The 17,937-nt window shown below is 39.1% G+C and carries 16 protein-coding genes; 14 read left to right on the forward strand and 2 right to left on the reverse strand.

The features are described 5' to 3' along the window. Positions 1 to 243 precede the first annotated feature (243 nt). The 5 genes from hemE to ACFYKT_RS08000 all read left to right on the forward strand — a co-directional run bounded on the left by hemE (position 244) and on the right by ACFYKT_RS08000 (position 6,917). Entirely contained in the window at positions 244 to 1,290 is a 1,047-nt protein-coding gene (hemE, locus tag ACFYKT_RS07980) for a uroporphyrinogen decarboxylase (protein WP_389217955.1), read from the forward strand. A 212-nt stretch (positions 1,291 to 1,502) separates the two neighbouring features. Further along, positions 1,503 to 2,438 carry a ferrochelatase gene (gene hemH / locus ACFYKT_RS07985; RefSeq protein ID WP_389217957.1) on the forward strand — a complete coding sequence of 312 codons (936 nt, stop codon included), beginning with the start codon at positions 1,503 to 1,505 and terminating at the stop codon, positions 2,436 to 2,438. A gap of 26 nt (positions 2,439 to 2,464) precedes the next feature. Continuing rightward, complete coding sequence (hemY, locus tag ACFYKT_RS07990; protein ID WP_389217960.1) at positions 2,465 to 3,895, forward strand: protoporphyrinogen oxidase; 1,431 nt, start codon at positions 2,465 to 2,467, stop codon at positions 3,893 to 3,895. A 214-nt stretch (positions 3,896 to 4,109) separates the two neighbouring features. Continuing rightward, positions 4,110 to 4,685, forward strand: a complete 576-nt coding sequence (locus ACFYKT_RS07995; RefSeq protein ID WP_389217963.1) for a TetR/AcrR family transcriptional regulator — start codon at positions 4,110 to 4,112, stop codon at positions 4,683 to 4,685. A 66-nt stretch (positions 4,686 to 4,751) separates the two neighbouring features. Next, positions 4,752 to 6,917, forward strand: coding sequence for a YhgE/Pip family protein (locus ACFYKT_RS08000; RefSeq protein WP_389217965.1), 2,166 nt, complete (start codon positions 4,752 to 4,754; stop codon positions 6,915 to 6,917). Positions 6,918 to 7,275: 358 nt separating this feature from the next. On the opposite strand, the gene yhfH is transcribed toward ACFYKT_RS08000, so the two are convergent. Continuing rightward, complete coding sequence (yhfH, locus tag ACFYKT_RS08005; protein WP_075209111.1) at positions 7,276 to 7,410, reverse strand: protein YhfH; 135 nt, start codon at positions 7,408 to 7,410, stop codon at positions 7,276 to 7,278. A 211-nt stretch (positions 7,411 to 7,621) separates the two neighbouring features. Between yhfH and ACFYKT_RS08010 the strand changes: the two genes are divergently transcribed. From ACFYKT_RS08010 to ACFYKT_RS08050, 9 genes are all read left to right on the forward strand, one after another. Next, positions 7,622 to 8,356 (forward strand): MBL fold metallo-hydrolase, encoded by a 735-nt coding sequence (locus tag ACFYKT_RS08010; RefSeq protein WP_389217968.1) that lies wholly within the window; start codon positions 7,622 to 7,624, stop codon positions 8,354 to 8,356. Positions 8,357 to 8,369: 13 nt separating this feature from the next. Beyond that, the gene (locus tag ACFYKT_RS08015; RefSeq protein ID WP_389217971.1) at positions 8,370 to 9,359 is read left to right on the forward strand and encodes a lipoate--protein ligase; all 990 of its coding nucleotides are present in this window, start codon (positions 8,370 to 8,372) and stop codon (positions 9,357 to 9,359) included. Between the two features lie 354 nt (positions 9,360 to 9,713). Continuing rightward, the gene (locus ACFYKT_RS08020; protein ID WP_389217974.1) at positions 9,714 to 10,229 is read left to right on the forward strand and encodes an RNA polymerase sigma factor; all 516 of its coding nucleotides are present in this window, start codon (positions 9,714 to 9,716) and stop codon (positions 10,227 to 10,229) included. 1 nt (position 10,230) lies between these two features. Continuing rightward, positions 10,231 to 11,112 (forward strand): DUF3298 and DUF4163 domain-containing protein, encoded by an 882-nt coding sequence (locus ACFYKT_RS08025; protein ID WP_389217977.1) that lies wholly within the window; start codon positions 10,231 to 10,233, stop codon positions 11,110 to 11,112. A gap of 198 nt (positions 11,113 to 11,310) precedes the next feature. Further along, complete coding sequence (locus ACFYKT_RS08030) at positions 11,311 to 12,861, forward strand: fatty acid--CoA ligase family protein (RefSeq protein ID WP_389217980.1); 1,551 nt, start codon at positions 11,311 to 11,313, stop codon at positions 12,859 to 12,861. A 136-nt stretch (positions 12,862 to 12,997) separates the two neighbouring features. Continuing rightward, entirely contained in the window at positions 12,998 to 13,774 is a 777-nt protein-coding gene (locus ACFYKT_RS08035; RefSeq protein WP_389217983.1) for an enoyl-CoA hydratase-related protein, read from the forward strand. 501 nt (positions 13,775 to 14,275) lie between these two features. Then, entirely contained in the window at positions 14,276 to 15,289 is a 1,014-nt protein-coding gene (locus ACFYKT_RS08040; RefSeq protein WP_389217986.1) for an ABC transporter substrate-binding protein, read from the forward strand. Between the two features lie 63 nt (positions 15,290 to 15,352). Continuing rightward, positions 15,353 to 16,363 carry an ABC transporter permease gene (locus ACFYKT_RS08045; RefSeq protein WP_389217989.1) on the forward strand — a complete coding sequence of 337 codons (1,011 nt, stop codon included), beginning with the start codon at positions 15,353 to 15,355 and terminating at the stop codon, positions 16,361 to 16,363. Beyond that, positions 16,338 to 17,132: an ABC transporter ATP-binding protein gene (locus ACFYKT_RS08050; RefSeq protein ID WP_389217992.1), complete on the forward strand. Its 795-nt coding sequence runs from the start codon at positions 16,338 to 16,340 to the stop codon at positions 17,130 to 17,132. The genes ACFYKT_RS08045 and ACFYKT_RS08050 overlap by 26 nt, the downstream gene beginning before the upstream one ends. A 144-nt stretch (positions 17,133 to 17,276) precedes the next feature. On the opposite strand, the gene ACFYKT_RS08055 is transcribed toward ACFYKT_RS08050, so the two are convergent. Beyond that, entirely contained in the window at positions 17,277 to 17,828 is a 552-nt protein-coding gene (locus tag ACFYKT_RS08055; protein ID WP_389217995.1) for a helix-turn-helix domain-containing protein, read from the reverse strand. Positions 17,829 to 17,937: the final 109 nt, after the last annotated feature.

A 17,937-nucleotide genomic window follows, 5' to 3' on the forward strand; every position in this document is an offset into this window, starting at 1 on the left:
GAGTCTCGCACCTTCCGCTCCAATCAACCTAGTTTTTTTGTCAACTGTTTTCATGTACATAACTTATTTATTGCTTTGAAATGGGGACGTTTTGTCAAATTTTCGACATTTTTCTTCGTTGTCTATACAATCTTACTAGAAAACGATACAGTTAAATACGGATGATTAGGCGTCAATATTTCAAATATCCTTACTTATATATTAAAATGTTAAGCAGACAGTCTTGAAAGGTGGATAATTAAAATGGAAAAAATAATAAATGATACATTTTTACGAGCGGCTAGAGGTGAAAAGACAGATCATGTACCTGTATGGTATATGCGTCAAGCAGGACGTTCTCAGCCAGAATACAGAGCCATTAAAGAGAAATACTCTTTATTTGAAATTACACATCAGCCTGAGCTATGTGCTTATGTAACAAAGCTGCCTGTTGATCAATATAATAATGATGCGGCCATTCTTTATAAAGACATTATGTCACCGCTTCCTTCACTAGGGGTTGAGGTTGAAATAAAGTCTGGTATTGGCCCAGTTATTTCTAATCCGATTCGTTCAATTGCTGATGTTGAAAAGCTTGGAGAAATTAATCCGGAAGAGGATGTACCATATGTACTTGAAACGATTAAGCTTCTTACTCAAGAACAATTGACAGTTCCATTAATTGGATTTGCTGGTGCACCGTTCACCCTTGCAAGCTACATGATCGAAGGCGGTCCTTCGAAAAATTACAATAAAACAAAATCATTTATGCATGCTGAACCAAAAGCATGGTTTGCTTTAATGGACAAGCTGAGCGAAATGACGATTACATATGTGAAATCACAAATTAATGCTGGCGCAAAAGCGATTCAGATTTTCGATTCATGGGTTGGTGCATTGAATGTGGAGGATTATCGCCTATTCATTAAACCAACGATGAACAGAATTTTCTCTGCTTTAAGAGAAGAAAATGTACCTCTTATTATGTTCGGTGTTGGTGCAAGTCATCTTGCAATGGAGTGGCATGATCTTCCGCTTGATGTTGTTGGTCTTGACTGGAGACTGCCAATTAAAGAAGCGAGAGAAAGAGGAATCACAAAGGCTGTTCAAGGAAACCTTGATCCTGCTCTTCTGCTTGCACCATGGGAAGTTATTGAAGAGAAAGCAAAAGCGATTCTAGATCAAGGAATGGAGCGCCCTGGATATATCTTTAACCTTGGACATGGCGTATTCCCAGATGTAAATCCAGAAACATTAAAGCGATTAACTGCATTTGTTCATGAATATTCTGCTTCAAAATTAAGCAAGTAAGCCCTTTGAATCAATGAGTTGGATATCTTGTGCTATACCGCAGATTAACGGGCTGTAAGACCCCCACTTCAAGAACTTAGTGGGGACCAACAGCCCGTAAATGCCCGATAAGTTCAACTAACAATCAGTGGGGGATGAAGAAAACCCCCACTGATTGAAGTTTCACTATATGACAGGTTGAAATGAGAACAGATTAACAAGAGGTGGATAATATGACAAGAAAGAAAATGGGGTTACTTGTAATGGCGTATGGTACGCCTTATAAGGAAGAGGATATTGAGCGTTATTATACGCATATTAGACATGGAAGAAAGCCTACTCCAGAGATGCTTGAGGACTTACGGGGAAGATATGAAGCGATCGGCGGCATTTCTCCACTTGCAAAAATAACAACGGATCAAGCGAAAGGTCTTGAATCCTATCTGAATGAAATACAAGATGAATATGAATTCGTCATGTATTTAGGATTAAAGCATATCGAGCCATTTATTGAGGATGCAGTTAAACAAATGAATGAGGATGGGATTGAAGAAGCAGTCAGCCTTGTTCTTGCTCCACATTTCTCTACATTCAGCGTGAAATCTTACAATGGACGTGCTAAGGAAGAAGCAGAGAAGCTTGGAGGACCAGTGATTCATTCAGTAGAAAGCTGGTATAATGAGCCGAAATTCATCAAATATTGGGCAGATCGTGTGAAATCAACCTTTGCAAGTATGACAGCTGAAGAAAGTGAAAAAGCCGTACTTATCGTTTCAGCACATAGCTTGCCTGAGAAGATTTTACAATTAGGTGACCCATATCCGCATCAGCTTCAGGAAACGGCGGATATGATTGCAAGCCAGGCTGGAGTTAAAAACTATGCGGTAGGCTGGCAAAGCGCCGGAAATACGCCTGAACCGTGGCTTGGACCAGATGTTCAGGATTTAACGAGAGAACTTTTTGAAAAAGAAGGCTATAAGGCCTTTGTATATACGCCAGTTGGCTTTATCTCTGATCATTTAGAAGTGCTATTTGATAACGATTATGAATGTAAAGTTGTAACGAATGAAATTGGTGCAGCTTATTATCGTCCGGAGATGCCGAATGATCAACCAGAATTTATTGATGCCCTTGCAACGATCATTCAACAAAAATTAGCAAGCAAGTGAACCTTAAGTAAAGAAGGCGATGAACCATGTCGAATGAACAGCAGAAGGTACTCATTATCGGGGGTGGCATCACCGGTTTAGCTGCAGCTTATTATTTACAAAAGGAAGCCCGTGAAAAGAACCTTCCACTTGATGTGAAACTGGTGGAGGCCTCTCACCGTCTTGGGGGAAAATTGCAAACGGTCGTTAAGGAAGGCTTTGTTATTGAGAGAGGGCCTGATTCCTTCCTTGCTAGAAAGCAAAGTGCGAGCCGCTTAGCTAAAGAGGTAGGAATGGAAAATGAACTTATTAACAATACAGCGGGGAAATCATTTGTTCTAGCAAGGGAGCGTCTTCATCCGATGCCTGGAGGGTCCATTATGGGAATCCCAACACAAATGGCTCCTTTTGTTACGACAGGTCTATTTTCATTTACAGGGAAAATGCGTGCTGCGGCAGATTTTGTTCTGCCGCGTTCAAACCCTGCCGAGGATCAGGCACTAGGGGGATTTTTCCGAAGAAGACTTGGTGATGAGGTTGTTGAAAACTTAATCGAGCCGCTTCTTTCTGGCATATATGCTGGTGATATCGATCATTTAAGCTTAATGTCTACTTTCCCGCAATTTTATCAAGTGGAACAAAAATATAGAAGCTTGATATTAGGAATGAAAAAGGCAACACCTCCACAGCCAAAAAGCTCAGGTGAGAAGAAAGAAAAAGGAATGTTCTTAACCTTTAAAAAGGGTCTGCAGTCATTTGTGGACGCTATTGAGGCGAAATTAGAACCCGGTTCTGTACTTAAAGGTTTTCGGGTAGAGCAGATTCATAAAACAGATAGCGGTTATGAGGTTGGATTAATTGATGGTGAAGTATTACAGGCAGATAGTATTATTCTGTCAGTTCCACATCATGTTACTCAATCTATATTTCCGCAGTATCGCCTTTTTGATCGCTTTAAGGAAATGCCTTCAACTTCAGTTGCTACTGTTGCACTTGCTTTTCCAGAGGAAGCGATTGAGAAGGATATTGAGGGAACAGGATTCGTTGTCTCTAGAAATTGTGATTACACCATCACTGCTTGTACTTGGACACATAAGAAGTGGCCACATTCAACACCGAAAGGAAAAGTCCTGCTGCGCTGCTATGTAGGCAGACCTGGTGACGAGGCGGTAGTTGATGTCTCAGATGATGAAATGGTGAAAATCGTTTTAAATGATTTGAATAAAACAATGAATATTACGATGGCTCCTGAGTTTTCAGTGATTTCTAGATGGAAGGACTCCATGCCACAGTACACGGTCGGTCACAAGGATCGAATCGAAAAGGTAACGAATCAGCTGACAACTGAGCTTCCAGGCGTATATCTTGCAGGGAGTTCATATGATGGTTTAGGGATGCCAGATTGTATTGATCAAGGTGAAAAGGCTGTTCAACAAGTACTATCCTTTTTATTTACCCAAAAAGCTATCCATTCGTGATAGCTTTTTTTTCTGTAAAAAAATGATCTGATTATTAAACAAGCCTTGACTGACATTCACATACCTGGCTGAAAGCAGATGTTCATGAATATTTTTTAGTCTTATTAAAATTGGGTTGCATTTAATAAACATGTATGATAAATTATTTATTGTACAAAATGACCGAATTACTCATTTAGTCAATTATTCTTTTTTTCTAGCGAGAGGTGAGGACATGGCAATCGATCGAAAGCAGCTGATTATTGAGGCGGCTACTAAATCCTTTTCATTATTTGGCTTTAAGGCCACAACAATGGATCAGGTTGCAAAGATTGCAAATGTAGGAAAAGGAACGATTTATACATTCTTTAAAAATAAAGAAGAACTGTTCGATGAAATCATTAGCTCGCTTATTATTGAAATGAAACAGGCGGCTGATGAAGCAATGGATTCTACCCTTTCATTTCATGAAAAGGTTCATCAGGGACTCTATCAAATTCTGGAATTTCGCCTAAAGCATCAGTTGACCATTAAGCTCTTTCAAGAAGAGAAAGAAATGGGGACTCCTGCAGTTATGGAGGTAATGATTAAACTAGAAGATGCCATTCTTGGCTATTTAAAAGAGAAAATCATTGCAGCCATTAAGAAGGGAGAAATCCAAGATTGCAACCCAGATGTAACAGCATTCATTATGCTAAAGCTCTATGTTGCTCTTATTTTTGATTGGGAGAAGCGGAATGAACCATTAGAGAAGGAAGAAATTGCAAAGCTATTTGAACAGTATATCTTTGAAGGATTATCCAACAGATAGTCCTCATTTTTTGGAATATGTTGACTAAATGAACAAAACAGTCAGTATAACAAGGAGGCAACAACATTGAGAGAAAGTCTTTTCAAAAAGGAATTGCTGTCTGTTTTGAGGAATAAAAAGCTTCTTATTCCGATTATTGCAGTTCTATTTATTCCGGTATTATACAGCGGGATGTTCCTTTGGGCATTTTGGGATCCGTATGATCATTTAGCAGACTTGCCTGTGGCGATTGTGAATGAGGATCAGGGGGCTGATTTTGAAGGGAAAGAGCTTCAGCTCGGGAATGAGCTTGTTGATAAATTAAAAGAAAGTGGAGATTTTAATTTTCAATTTGTTAACAAAGAGCAGGGATATAAGGATCTTAAAAATCAAGAGTATTATATGCTGATTGAAATTCCATCAGAATTTTCATCCAATGCTACAACATTGCTTGATGATCATCCTGAAAAGTTAAAGCTTGTCTATGTTCCGAATGAAAGCTATAACTTCCTTTCTTCCCAAATAGGTGAAACTGCTATAGAAAAAATTAAATCATCTATTTCAGAGAAAATAACCGAAACATATGCAGAAACGATGTTTGATAAAGTGACGGAGCTTGCTGATGGAATGGGGCAAGCAAGTGACGGTGCTTCAAAAATAAATGAAGGCGCAGCCGAACTAAAGGACGGTTCTTCTCTTATTTATGAAAAGCTATCCTTATTGGCTAATAAATCCATTGAATTTAATGATGGGGTTGGGAAAATCAATAATGGCTCTAAAGAGCTAGTATCTGGTTCAAAAACTCTTGCAGATGGGCTTGGTCAGCTCCAAGAAGGACAGAATACATTACAGTCAGCCTCTGATCAATTGAAAGCAGGTCATGAGCAATTGGCTGCAGGGATTCATCAGACAAAAGAAGGCATAGGAGCAGTTAATGAAAAGCTCCCAGCTGTTGTTACTGGTACTGAGCAAATTGGGGCTGGTGCGAAATCACTGTCATCCTCTTTGCAGCAATGGCAATCAGAAGCAGAAAAAGTAAACGGCGGAATGGCAGTGCTTCAGGAAAAACTGCAAGCATTGGTTGGCCAGCTTCCTGAAAATTCACCTCAGCGTTTAGAATTAGAAGGTGCATTGAACCAGCTTAAAACTGGAACAGCTGAACTTGCCGGTGCTGCTGGTCAGCTTGCTAATGGCGGAAATGACATTGCTGTTAAAATTGGCGAGCTAAATGCAGGACAGAAGCAGCTTCAGCAAGGTGTAAGTGAGCTTGCAAAAGGCAGCGAAAAGCTTGATAGTGGTGCACAGGCAGTTTCGAAGGGGCAAAATGAGTTCCAAACAGGAATGAATACTTTTGGTCAAAAGTTCGCAGAAGCAAAAGCGGGTGCGGATCAATTAGCTAATGGGTCAACTGTGTTAGCTGGGGGACTTGGGCAATTACAAGATGGCTCTGTTGCTATCAAAGATGGAACAGCTCAGCTTAAAGATGGTGCTGAAAAGATAGCAGATGGAACGGCAACTTTACATGAAGGTTCAGAGGAACTAGCTAGCAAATTAGGAGATGGAGCTGAAAAGGCATCGTCTGTTCATGCGAGTGATGATACATTCAGTATGATGGCAGGGCCAGTCAAAGTGGATAATGAGAAGATTAATAAAGTTCCAAACTATGGAACTGGATTTGCTCCATATTTCTTATCTCTTGGTCTATTTGTTGGTGCGCTCTTGCTTTCCATTGTCTTTCCATTGCGTGAACCAGCGGGAGTACCTAAGAACGGATTTAGCTGGTTTACAAGTAAATTCCTTATTCTAATGGGAATTGGTGTGATTCAGGCTTTAATTGCAGTATTGATTATGTTTGTTGGTCTAAAAATTGAAGTGCAAAGTGTACCTTTATTTATTCTCTTTGCGATCATTACAAGCTTAACATTCATTACATTGATTCAATTCTTTGTTACTACATTTGGTGATCCTGGACGTTTTATTGCGATCATCATCTTAATTCTACAATTAACAACAAGTGCAGGTACATTCCCACTTGAGTTAATTCCTAACTTCTTACAGCCATTTAGCACATTCTTGCCAATGACTTACACTGTTTCAGGCTTTAAAGCAGTCATTTCAAGTGGTGATATTAGCTTTATGTGGCATAACGTAGGAATATTAGCGATTTTCATTGTCTTATTTATTGTAGGAACAATTACATTCTTCACAGGCATGCATAAAAAGCGTTTTGCTGCTGTAACTGTTACAGAATAAAACAAAAAACCAGCCGTTTCTTAATGAAGCGGCTGGTTTTTTGAATAAAAATTCAGGCTTTTTTCACAAGCATGTTGTTAAATAATCATTTATAGGTAAGGTTGATTTCCGCTCCAGGATGCTCCCTTTCCGCGGGGTGGGCGGTGAGCCTCCTCGGAGCAAAGCTCCTGTGGGGTCTCACCTGTCCCACTTCTCCCGCAGGACGTTGAATAGGCTTCTTGAATGTACACCGCACGAGGAAATGCAAATGCATTTTCGAGGAGTCTCGCACCTTCCGCTCCAATCAACTAGCTTTTTGGTAAATAATTATTCAAAAACAACATTCTTTAAAAAGACTTTAGAAAAAGAAGTAAAAGTGTTATATATCCGAAACTCCCATACAATGATCACATTTATTTCCATAGCATTCATGCTGTTCTTCTATTGGCTTCCCACAGTCAACACATTGCTTTGCTGGTAAATTTCTAAAGAAATCTAAAATGTTTTGGATCATTTTAAAAGCCTCCCGGTGGTTTGTGTTTGTTTAGAATAGTAAGATTTCTTTTATTGTATTATAACAGTAATATTATGTCAATGGCTGTTTTGGTACAAAAATAAGGAATATGAAAAAATAGGCTTATTCAGGTATATTAGTAATGATTAAATGTTTTCCATTTCGATTAATAGGTGAAAATAACGAGGAATAGCTAGAAGGAGGAGAAATAATGAAGTTTACAGTGATCGGCTGCTGGGGTGGGTATCCAAAGGCAGATGAAGCGAGTTCGGGATATTTACTAGAACACGAGGGATTTCAATTAATGCTTGATTTCGGAAGCGGTGTCCTTGCAAAAATGCAAAAGATTATTCAGCCGGAGGATATTGATGGAGTCATCCTTTCTCATTATCATCCTGATCATATTGCTGATATCGGTGTACTTCAGCATGCTCGTCTTATTCAAGGCTTTTTAGGCAATAAGACAGAGTGTCTCCCTATTTATGGTCATGAAAAGGATGAACAAGAGTTTTCGAAATTAACGTATAAAGAGATTACGAAAGGGATCGCCTATCAAGTAGATCAAACTTTAAAAATCGGCCCATTTACGATACAATTTTTACAGACGGATCATCCTGTTCTGTGCTATGCGATGAGAATTGAGGCGGATGGAAAATCCCTTGTTTACACTGCGGATACATCATATAAAGAAGAATTCGTTCCTTTTAGCAATGGCGCGGATTTATTAGTGTGTGAGTGTAATTTTTATAAGCATCAGAATGGCAAGAGTGCAGGACATATGACAAGCTATGATGCAGGAACTTTAGCACAGAAAGCAAATGTCAAAAAGCTTCTGCTTACTCATCTGCCGCATTATGGGAATATAGAGGATTTAAAGGAAGAAGCTGCAGAGATGTATAGTGGGCCAATTGCGCTTGCTGCATATCAATGGTCCGTTAAATTATAAGGAGTGAATCAACATGTTATTTATCGATAACAAAGGAATAACTGATCCAAGAATTAACTTAGCAATTGAAGAATACGCATTGAAAAATCTAGATATTAACGAAACGTATTTACTTTTTTACATAAATGAGCCATCGATTATCATTGGGAAAAATCAAAATACGATTGAAGAAATTAATACTGAATATGTAGAAGGCAATGGCATTCATGTTGTTCGCCGTTTATCTGGCGGTGGAGCTGTGTATCATGATTTAGGAAACTTGAACTTTAGCTTCATTACAAAAGACGACGGAGAAAGCTTTCATAATTTCCGTAAGTTCACTGAGCCTGTTGTTGATGCTTTAAGAAAGCTAGGAGTAAATGCTGAACTAAGCGGCAGAAATGATCTTACCGTTGAAGGCAGAAAAATCTCCGGGAATGCTCAATTCTCTACAAAGGGAAGAATGTTTAGCCACGGAACACTTATGCTAGATTCAGAAATTGACAGTGTCGTTTCCGCATTAAAGGTGAAAAAGGATAAAATTGAGTCGAAGGGGATTAAATCGATTCGGAGCCGGGTTGCTAATATTTCTGAGTTTTTAACTGAAAAAATTTCGATTGAAGAATTCCGTGCTCTATTGCTTGAAAATATTTTTGGCGGCAAAGACCAAATTGAAGAGTATGTTTTAACAGATGAGGACTGGGAAAAAATTCATCAGTTATCTGAGGAACGCTATCAGAACTGGGATTGGAATTACGGGAAATCGCCTAAATTTAACTTGCAGCATTCCCATCGCTTCCCAGTTGGCGGCCTTGATATTCGACTAGACGTGGATAAAGGCAAAGTGGAAAATTGCAAAATATACGGTGACTTTTTCGGTGTAGGAGATGTGAGTGACATTGAAAATAAACTAACCGGCATTCGCTATGAAAAAGCAGAATTAGAAAAAGCACTAGAAGAAATTGATATTAAACATTATTTCGGTAATATTACTAAAGAAGACTTTTTAAATCTAATATACTAAAATTCATGAGAGTGTTCCTTACGGGGAACGCTTTTTTTAATGAGCAGAAGTCAATAATAAGTTTTTAAATAAGTTATGTGTTCGAAACTGTTGCTAAAAAAGTTGGTTGATTGGAGCGGAAGGTTGCGAGACTCCTGCGGGAAGTGTGGGACAGCTGAGACCCCACAGGCGCTAGCGCCGAGGAGGCTCAGCGCCCACCCCGCGGAAAGCGAGCGACCTGGAGCGGAAATCAACTCTACCCAACTACATATTTGAATAGCAATAATCCATAACAAAAGCTAAAACTTTTTACCACTGATGATGCGTCTTTTAAATGTATACAAATTAATAGCAATAAAGGAGCCTTTTTGCGACATGAGAAAGAAAAATAGATTAAATCAGGACGAATTATTTGTAAGCTTTATTCGAGAGAACAAAGAGAACTTTTATCGGCTAGCCTATAGCTATGTGAAAAATTCTGAGGATGCTTTAGATATTGTGCAAGACTCGATCCATAAAGCGATCATCTCCATTGACTCTCTTCAGGATTTAAAAACACTTAAAAGCTGGTTTTATAGAATAGTGGTCAATACTTCCTTAGATTTTCTCAGGAAACATAAACGAGTCAGTATTGTCGATGCGGAAACAATGGAATTTATTAGTTCAGGCAGTGAAGATCATTATGAAAACATTGATTTAGAAAGGGCTTTGGATCAATTAGCACCTGAATACAAAAGCATTATTGTTCTACGCTTTTTCGAAGATATGAAAATTGAAGAAGTGGCTGATGTACTGAATGAAAATGTGAACACGATAAAAACACGATTGTATAAAGCATTGAAGCTATTACGCATCGAATTGAAAGATGAAATCATTAAGGGGGCTAACTAGAATGGACAAAAAATTAGAGGAACTGAAAACGGAGTATAAAAATATTCAAATTCCAGATGAATTGGATCTCATTGTTGAAAGAGCTTTATTAAAAGGAAAGAAAAAGAAAAACGGGTATAAATGGATGGCTGGGGCGGCTGCAGCGGCAGTTCTTTTTATCGGAGGATTGAATATTAGCCCTGCTATGGCTAGCAGTTTAGCAGAAATGCCTGTCGTTGGGAGTATAGTAAAGGTATTAACCTTTACAGAATACAAAGTGGATAAAGAAAAATACCAAGCAGATATTAAAGTACCAGCCGTATCAGATTTAGAAAATGGAGATTTAGCTCAAAGTCTGAATGATAAATATTTAAAAGAAGGAAAAGAACTATATGATGAGTTCATGCTCGAAGTAAAGGAATTAGAGGATAACGGTGGCGGTCATTTAGGTGTTGACAGCGGATATGAGGTGAAAACGGATAACGAGCAGATTTTGTCAATCGGCAGATATGTTGTAAACACAGTTGCATCATCTTCAACGATTATGAAGTATGATACGATTGATAAGAAAAATCAAATTTTGTTAAGCTTACCAATGTTATTTACAGATGAAAGCTATGTGAATACAATAAGTGAGAATATCAAAGAACAAATGCGTGAGCAAATGAAGGTGGATGAGAATACAATTTATTGGGTTTCTGGAGCTGGCCTTGAAGATGAAGACCTTACTGAGCTTTTTGAAACGATAAACATGGAGCAAAACTTCTATATTAATAATGAAGGAAAATTAGTGATATCTTTTGATAAGTACGAAGTGGCGCCTGGATATATGGGTGTTGTTGAGTTTATCATTCCGACTGAAGTCATTTCAGACATATTAGTAAGCGAGGAGTATATTCATTAATATGAAAACCGAACGGTGGCATCCGTTCGGTTTTTATATTAATATAAAAATTCTTGTTAATATAATTGCGAATTCCTTGAAAATTAGCATTAAAAACTTTTTCGCTTGAATACATAACTTTCTTTCAATATAATATATTTAGAAAATTATTTTAATAAAAATGAATGATTACTCATTCAGGAAAAGGGGGAAAGGGATATGAATTTAACAAAACAGCTCCATGAAACAGCACAAATAAAGGGAAGCAAACCGGCTTATTACTTTATGGATCAATCAAGTACATATGCAGAATTGGATGCGGCGGTTACGAAATTTGCTTCTGGCCTTGAACTATTAGGGGTGAAAGAAGGGGATCATATTGCCTTATTGTTAGGAAATTCTCCACACTTTGTGATTGGTTTACATGGGGCGCTTCGTCTTGGGGCAACAGTTATACCAATTAACCCGATCTATACACCTGATGAAATTGGTTATATCGTTAATAATGGAGATGTAAAAGCGGTTGTAGCACTTGATTTATTGCTTCCTTTAGTTGAAAAAATGCATCCGGCTTTGCCAAAAGTAGAGAACTACATTATTTGCGAAACACCTCAGGGGAAGGAATCAGGTATTGATATAACCGAGCTATCCGCATTTTCTAAATTGAAATCGTTTTCACAAGTGTTAGCATCAGGTGATTTAAGCTTTACAGGACCAGAATTAGATGATGATGAAGTGGCAATCATTCTGTATACTTCAGGCACAACAGGCAAACCAAAGGGTGCGATGCTGACGCATAAAAATCTTTACAGTAATGCGAAGGATGTTAGTGATTATCTTCATATGAATGAAGAGGATCGTGTCGTGACAACCTTGCCGATGTTCCATGTTTTTTGCTTGACTGTTGCTTTGAATGCTCCGCTTATGAATGGTGCAACGATCATTATTGATCCGAAGTTCAGTCCAAAGGAAATGTTCAGGCTTGTAGATACGTATAAGCCAACTGTATTTGCAGGTGTTCCAACGATGTATAATTTCCTTCTTCAATATGCCGCAAGCTATGGTGGAGACTTAAGCTCGCTAAGACTTTGTATTTCTGGCGGATCAGCGATGCCTGTTGCATTATTAAAGAATTTTGAACAGAAATTTAATGTGCTGATTTCTGAAGGGTATGGTCTTTCCGAAGCATCACCTGTTACATGCTTTAACCCACTAGACAGACCAAGAAAAGCTGGCTCTATTGGTCAATCGATTGTGAATGTAGAGAACAAAGTCGTTAATGAACTTGGTGATGAAGTTCCAGTTGGCGAGGTTGGAGAATTGATTGTCCGCGGTCCAAATGTAATGAAGGGCTACTACAAAATGCCTGAAGAATCAGCTGCAGCTATTAAGGATGGCTGGCTTTATACGGGTGATTTAGCTCGTATGGATGAAGACGGCTACTTTTATATCGTTGATCGGAAAAAGGAATTAATTATTGTTGGCGGCTATAATGTGTATCCAAGAGAAGTCGAAGAAGTGCTTTATGATCATCCTGATGTTGTTGAGGCAGCCGCAATTGGTGTTCCGGATCCTAATCTAGGCGAAGCAGTTAAGTGCTATGTCGTAAAAAAGAACCCTAGTTTAACTGAAGCAGATCTTCAAGAATATTGTGCTCAGCATTTGGCGAAATATAAGTTGCCATCTTCTATTGAATTCTTGGATGAGCTTCCTAAAAATACGACAGGAAAAATCTTGCGAAGAGCTTTGAAAACTCAGGTTTTACAATAAAATTCGTATTCCATTTTTAATTAACCATTAGAAACAGGCAGACGGGCTTGTTTCTTTTTTTCTGAAATTTTGAAAGGATTTTCGCGAATTTTCGCGAATTGGAACATGTAGTTAATAAAAGGGGGGCGGATTCACTTTGAGTTCAATTGCTGTTGAATTAAAAGAACATATTGCATTAGTAACGATCAATCGTCCAGATGCATTGAATGCATTTAATTATGAAACGTTATCCGAGCTTCAAGCTTCGGTTGAGAAATTACGAACAGATCCTGAGGTTCGAGTTGTAATTTTTACAGGAGCAGGTGAAAAGGCATTTAGTGTTGGAGCAGATTTGAAGGAGCGCAAAACGTTATCAGACGTGGAAGTGCGCCGAAATATTTATAAGATTGGCGAAGTGTTTTCACTTATTGATCAGCTTCCACAGCCAACGATTGCTGCGATAAATGGCTTTGCTTTTGGAGGAGGAATGGAATTAGCCTTATCATGTGATTTCAGAATTGCTGTTGCAGGTACATCAATGGGACTAACTGAAACAAGCTTAGCAATCATTCCAGGAGCGGGTGGAACACAAAGGCTGCCAAGATTGATTGGCCAGGCAAAAGCGTTAGAATTGATTTTAACAGCCAAGCGTTTATCATCAGAGGAAGCATTCGAATACGGTTTATTAACAAAGGTAGCCGAACGAGATAATTTATTGAACACATGCTACGAGCTTGCAGAGCAAATGCTGGCCAATGGACCATTAGCACTTCAGCAGGCAAAGTTTGCTGTTAAGCAAGGAATGAATGTGGATTTACAGACTGGACTACAAATCGAAAGAAAAGCCTATGAGGTCATCATTCCGACAGAAGATCGAGTAGAAGCACTTCAAGCCTTTGCAGAAAAAAGAAAGCCAGAATTTAAAGGGAAATAAGGACACGGCCATCGCAGCCGTGTTTTTTTGTGGGGAATTGGTGGTTAGGAGATATTTATGGTGCCGGAAAAAGGAGTGACTGGAAAATCGGTAGTTAAGAGGCGATCAAAACTCCCAAAAAAAGGAGTGGCTGGAAAACTGGTAGTTAAGAGGCGATCATAACTTCCGAAAAAAGGAGTGACTGAAAAATTGGTAGTTAAGAGGTGATCATAACCCCCGGAAAAAGGAGTGACTGGAAAACCGGTAGTTAAGAGGCGTTTAAAACTTCCGAAAAAAGGAGTGACTGGAAAATCGGTAGTTAAGAGATGTTTATACCGCTCGAAATCAGGAGTAAGCAAAAATTTATAGCTACAAGCCCTCAAAGCACGAGAGCTCATCTTAGTCGTTTATTTCATCAATTTTTTGAAAATAATAAAAAGTACTTGATATTTTATCTTTACTAGATTTATAATTTAGTGAATAAAAGCATAAAAGCGTTTAAGTATAAAAGGAGTGCGAGAAATGATTAAACAATTAAAAGTACTAGCTGCTGCTAGTTTAGTAGGGGTTGCATTATTAAGTGGCTGTGGAAGTGAAAGCACAGAAGGAAATGGAACAGATAGCGGAAAGGAAAAAATGTTCAAGATTGGCTTAACCCAATTTGCTGAACACCCGTCTCTTGATGCAGCAACAGAAGGATTTAAAAAGGCATTAGAAGATGAAGGATTTAAAGAGGGCGAAAATGTTGAATACAATTTCCAAAACGCACAAGCAGATATGAACAATACACAGACAATTGCCAATAACTTTGTCGGTGATAAGGTTGATTTAATCTTTGCGAATGCTACACCAAGTGCTGTGAGTGCTTTAAATGCGACAAAGGATATTCCGATTCTTTTCACATCTGTTACAGATCCAGTGGGAGCGGGGTTAGTCGAAGCGTTTGATAAGCCAGGAAACAATATTACGGGAACAACGGACAACCATCCTGAAGGAACAGCAAAAACCATTAACTTTATTGTGGAAGAGGCTGGGGCCAAAAATATCGGTGTCATCTACAATGCGGGGGAACAAAACTCTGAAGTACAAGTAGATCAAGTTGAAGAGCTCGCTAAAGGGTTAGGAGCTTCGATTGTGAAAGCGTCAGTATCTACTTCTGCTGAAGTGAAGCAGGCTGCCGAATCATTAGTCGGACGTGTCGACGCCATTTATGTACCTACAGATAACACTGTTGTTTCTGCATTAGAATCTGTTATCTCTGTTGCCAATGGCGAGAAAATCCCACTTTTTGTTGGAGAATTAGATTCGATGGAGCGCGGTGCGATTGCTGCAAGTGGTTTCAGCTATTTTGATCTAGGCTACCAAACGGGGAAAATGGCAGCTGAAATTTTAAAAGGCAATAAAAAGGTGTCTGATATTTCGGTTGAGCTGCCTGAAAGCTTAAAGCTTGTCATTAATAAAAAAGCAGCCGAAGCGCAAGGACTTGAAGTAAAACAAGAATGGGAGAATATTGCTGAATTTTTTGAAGGGAAATAATATCAACGAGCTAGTTTTGCGGAATCTAATTTTACTTGATAAGTGACAGAGAGGAAGAGAAGCATGCCAACAGCCATTTTCGGTTCAATAGAAGCAGGTGCCATCTATGCATTAATGGCATTAGGCGTCTACCTATCTTTTAGAATACTCGATTTTCCTGACTTAACAGTGGATGGAAGCTTTGTAACAGGTGCTGCAGTGGCAGCGGTCCTTATTGTCGGCGGAACAAATCCGTTTGTCGCTACGCTCCTTGCAGTGTGTGCCGGCTTTGTCGCTGGATGTATGACCGGACTTCTTCATACGAAGGGAAAAATCAATCCGCTTTTATCCGGAATTCTCATGATGATTGCCTTATATTCGATTAACTTACGCATTATGGGGAAATCGAATGTTCCACTTCTTGCAGAAGAGACGGTGATGACAAAATTAACGGCATTTTGGCAGAGTCTTGGATTGGATAAGCCGCTGCAAGCATTATCTTCGGTGATAGGCTTTGAACCGAAAACTTGGGGAATTCTTTTCCTTATGCTGATCCTCGCACTTGTTGTAAAAGTCATCATTGACTTATTTTTAAAAACAGATATTGGCCTTGCGATTCGAGCAACAGGGAATAATGAAACGATGATTCGCAGCTTTTCAGCGGATACTGATTTACTAAAAATAATGGGCCTTGGCATTTCGAATGCCCTTGTTGCTTTCTCAGGTGCACTAGTTGCCCAATACAATGGGTTTAGTGATGTTGGCATGGGAATTGGTATGATAGTGATCGGTCTTGCTTCCGTCATTATCGGCGAAGCAATCTTCGGGGCGAAAACGATTGTTCGAGCAACATTGGCTGTCATCGGCGGAGCGATTTTATATCGAATTATTGTCACAGCTGCCCTTCGCGTTGATTTTCTTGAAGCAGGTGATATGAAGCTGATTACGGCTTTGATTGTTGTCTGTGCGCTCATCATTCCGAAAGTGCTTGAAAAGCAAAAAGAAAGACAGCGGAAAAAACGTCGGGTTCTCCAGTCGAAACAAACAGCTTATGAGGGTGGTGAACAGCTTGCTGCAATTAAAACAGATTCATAAGATTTTTAACGAAGGAACACCAGATGAGAAAATAGCGCTTCAGCATATGGACTTGCATCTCAAGCCAGGTGACTTTATGACTGTCATTGGCAGTAATGGAGCAGGAAAATCAACCCTCATGAACCTTATTTCTGGAAAAATGATTCCTGATGTTGGTGAAGTAATCATTGATGGGAAGAACGTCACGACGGTAAAAGAACATAAACGTTCAAGATTGATTGGCCGTGTCTTTCAGGACCCGATGGCGGGAACAGCACCGGCAATGACGATTGAAGAAAACCTTGCGATTGCTTATTCAAGAACGACCTCCCGTGGCTTTAGTAGAGGTGTTTCGAAAGCTAGAAGAACTTTCTTTCAGGAAAAGCTTGAATCACTGCATCTCGGATTGGAAAATCGCCTACAGGCAAAGGTAGGCTTATTATCAGGCGGAGAAAGGCAGGCGCTCTCCTTATTGATGGCGACCTTCACTGAACCGAAAATTCTCCTGCTTGATGAACATACCGCCGCCCTTGATCCAGCCCGTGCCGAGCTGATTACGGCTTTAACGAAAGAAATTGTTCAATCATATCAGCTAACAACCTTGATGGTCACTCATAATATGCAGCAAGCATTAGATCTCGGCAATCGATTGATCATGATGGATAAGGGCCAGCTAATTTTTCAAACGGATGAAGAGCAGAAACAGCACTTAACAGTTGAGAAGCTTCTGGCAGAATTCCAACGAATTCGCGGGGAGAAAATGAGCAGTGATAAAGCAGTACTTATTTGAATACTGGATAAATAGGACGATTGCTCGATAAAATGCTGGAAATACTAGATAAATCGAAAAAGTTGCTTGATAAAATAGAAATATCCTAGTTAATACCATAAAAAAGGCCTATCACTCGAAAAAGTGATAGGCCTCAAGAAGTTTTTAAGGGTAATACATAACAATCTGAAATGTAATCAGCTCGGTACCAATATTTTTATATGTATGTGCTTTGTTTGCTAAAAAATGAATCGAGTTTCCTTGCTCAATTTGAATCTGCTGCTCACCGATATGCACTTCGAGCTTGCCACTTATGACTGTAATGTACTCCTCTACCCCTTCATTATGCTTATCAGCGATATGCTGACAGCCTGGTTCGATCTCTACGACGAACATTTCAAACTTTTTTCGCGGGTCAAATGGGAAAGTTGGATACACCCGATAATTGCCGTTACATTCGATAATCGGTGAAATGGACTTTCTATCTACATAAAGAACCTCTGAGGGCTTTTCACTAATTAAGGAAGAAAAAGAAACTTGAAGGCCGCTTGCAATTTTCCATAATGTTGTTACAGTAGGATTGGATTCCCCTCGTTCAATTTGCCCGAGCATCGCCTTGCTCACCCCAGTGATTTCAGCTGCCGCATCCAGACTGTATCCTCGCGTTCTTCGAATATTCCTTAGGTTTATCCCAATATTTTTTTGAATATTCTCCATTGTTTCCTCCAAAAGAATTGTCTATTATAACGTCTATATGTATAATATATTATATCAAACAACTTAAATAGTATACATGTTATCTATTATAGTACATTTTTATGGAGAA

This window comes from Cytobacillus mangrovibacter (assembly GCF_042865275.1).
Lineage (GTDB): Bacteria > Bacillota > Bacilli > Bacillales > Cytobacillaceae > Cytobacillus > Cytobacillus mangrovibacter.

Coding starts and splice junctions, on each gene's coding strand:
- hemE (WP_389217955.1), top strand. CDS start 244: ATGGAAAAAATAATAAATGATACATTTTTACGAGCGGCTAGAGGTGAA.
- hemH (WP_389217957.1), top strand. CDS start 1,503: ATGACAAGAAAGAAAATGGGGTTACTTGTAATGGCGTATGGTACGCCT.
- hemY (WP_389217960.1), top strand. CDS start 2,465: ATGTCGAATGAACAGCAGAAGGTACTCATTATCGGGGGTGGCATCACC.
- ACFYKT_RS07995 (WP_389217963.1), top strand. CDS start 4,110: ATGGCAATCGATCGAAAGCAGCTGATTATTGAGGCGGCTACTAAATCC.
- yhfH (WP_075209111.1), bottom strand. CDS start 7,410: ATGATCCAAAACATTTTAGATTTCTTTAGAAATTTACCAGCAAAGCAA.
- ACFYKT_RS08010 (WP_389217968.1), top strand. CDS start 7,622: ATGAAGTTTACAGTGATCGGCTGCTGGGGTGGGTATCCAAAGGCAGAT.
- ACFYKT_RS08015 (WP_389217971.1), top strand. CDS start 8,370: ATGTTATTTATCGATAACAAAGGAATAACTGATCCAAGAATTAACTTA.
- ACFYKT_RS08020 (WP_389217974.1), top strand. CDS start 9,714: ATGAGAAAGAAAAATAGATTAAATCAGGACGAATTATTTGTAAGCTTT.
- ACFYKT_RS08025 (WP_389217977.1), top strand. CDS start 10,231: ATGGACAAAAAATTAGAGGAACTGAAAACGGAGTATAAAAATATTCAA.
- ACFYKT_RS08030 (WP_389217980.1), top strand. CDS start 11,311: ATGAATTTAACAAAACAGCTCCATGAAACAGCACAAATAAAGGGAAGC.
- ACFYKT_RS08040 (WP_389217986.1), top strand. CDS start 14,276: ATGATTAAACAATTAAAAGTACTAGCTGCTGCTAGTTTAGTAGGGGTT.
- ACFYKT_RS08045 (WP_389217989.1), top strand. CDS start 15,353: ATGCCAACAGCCATTTTCGGTTCAATAGAAGCAGGTGCCATCTATGCA.
- ACFYKT_RS08055 (WP_389217995.1), bottom strand. CDS start 17,828: ATGGAGAATATTCAAAAAAATATTGGGATAAACCTAAGGAATATTCGA.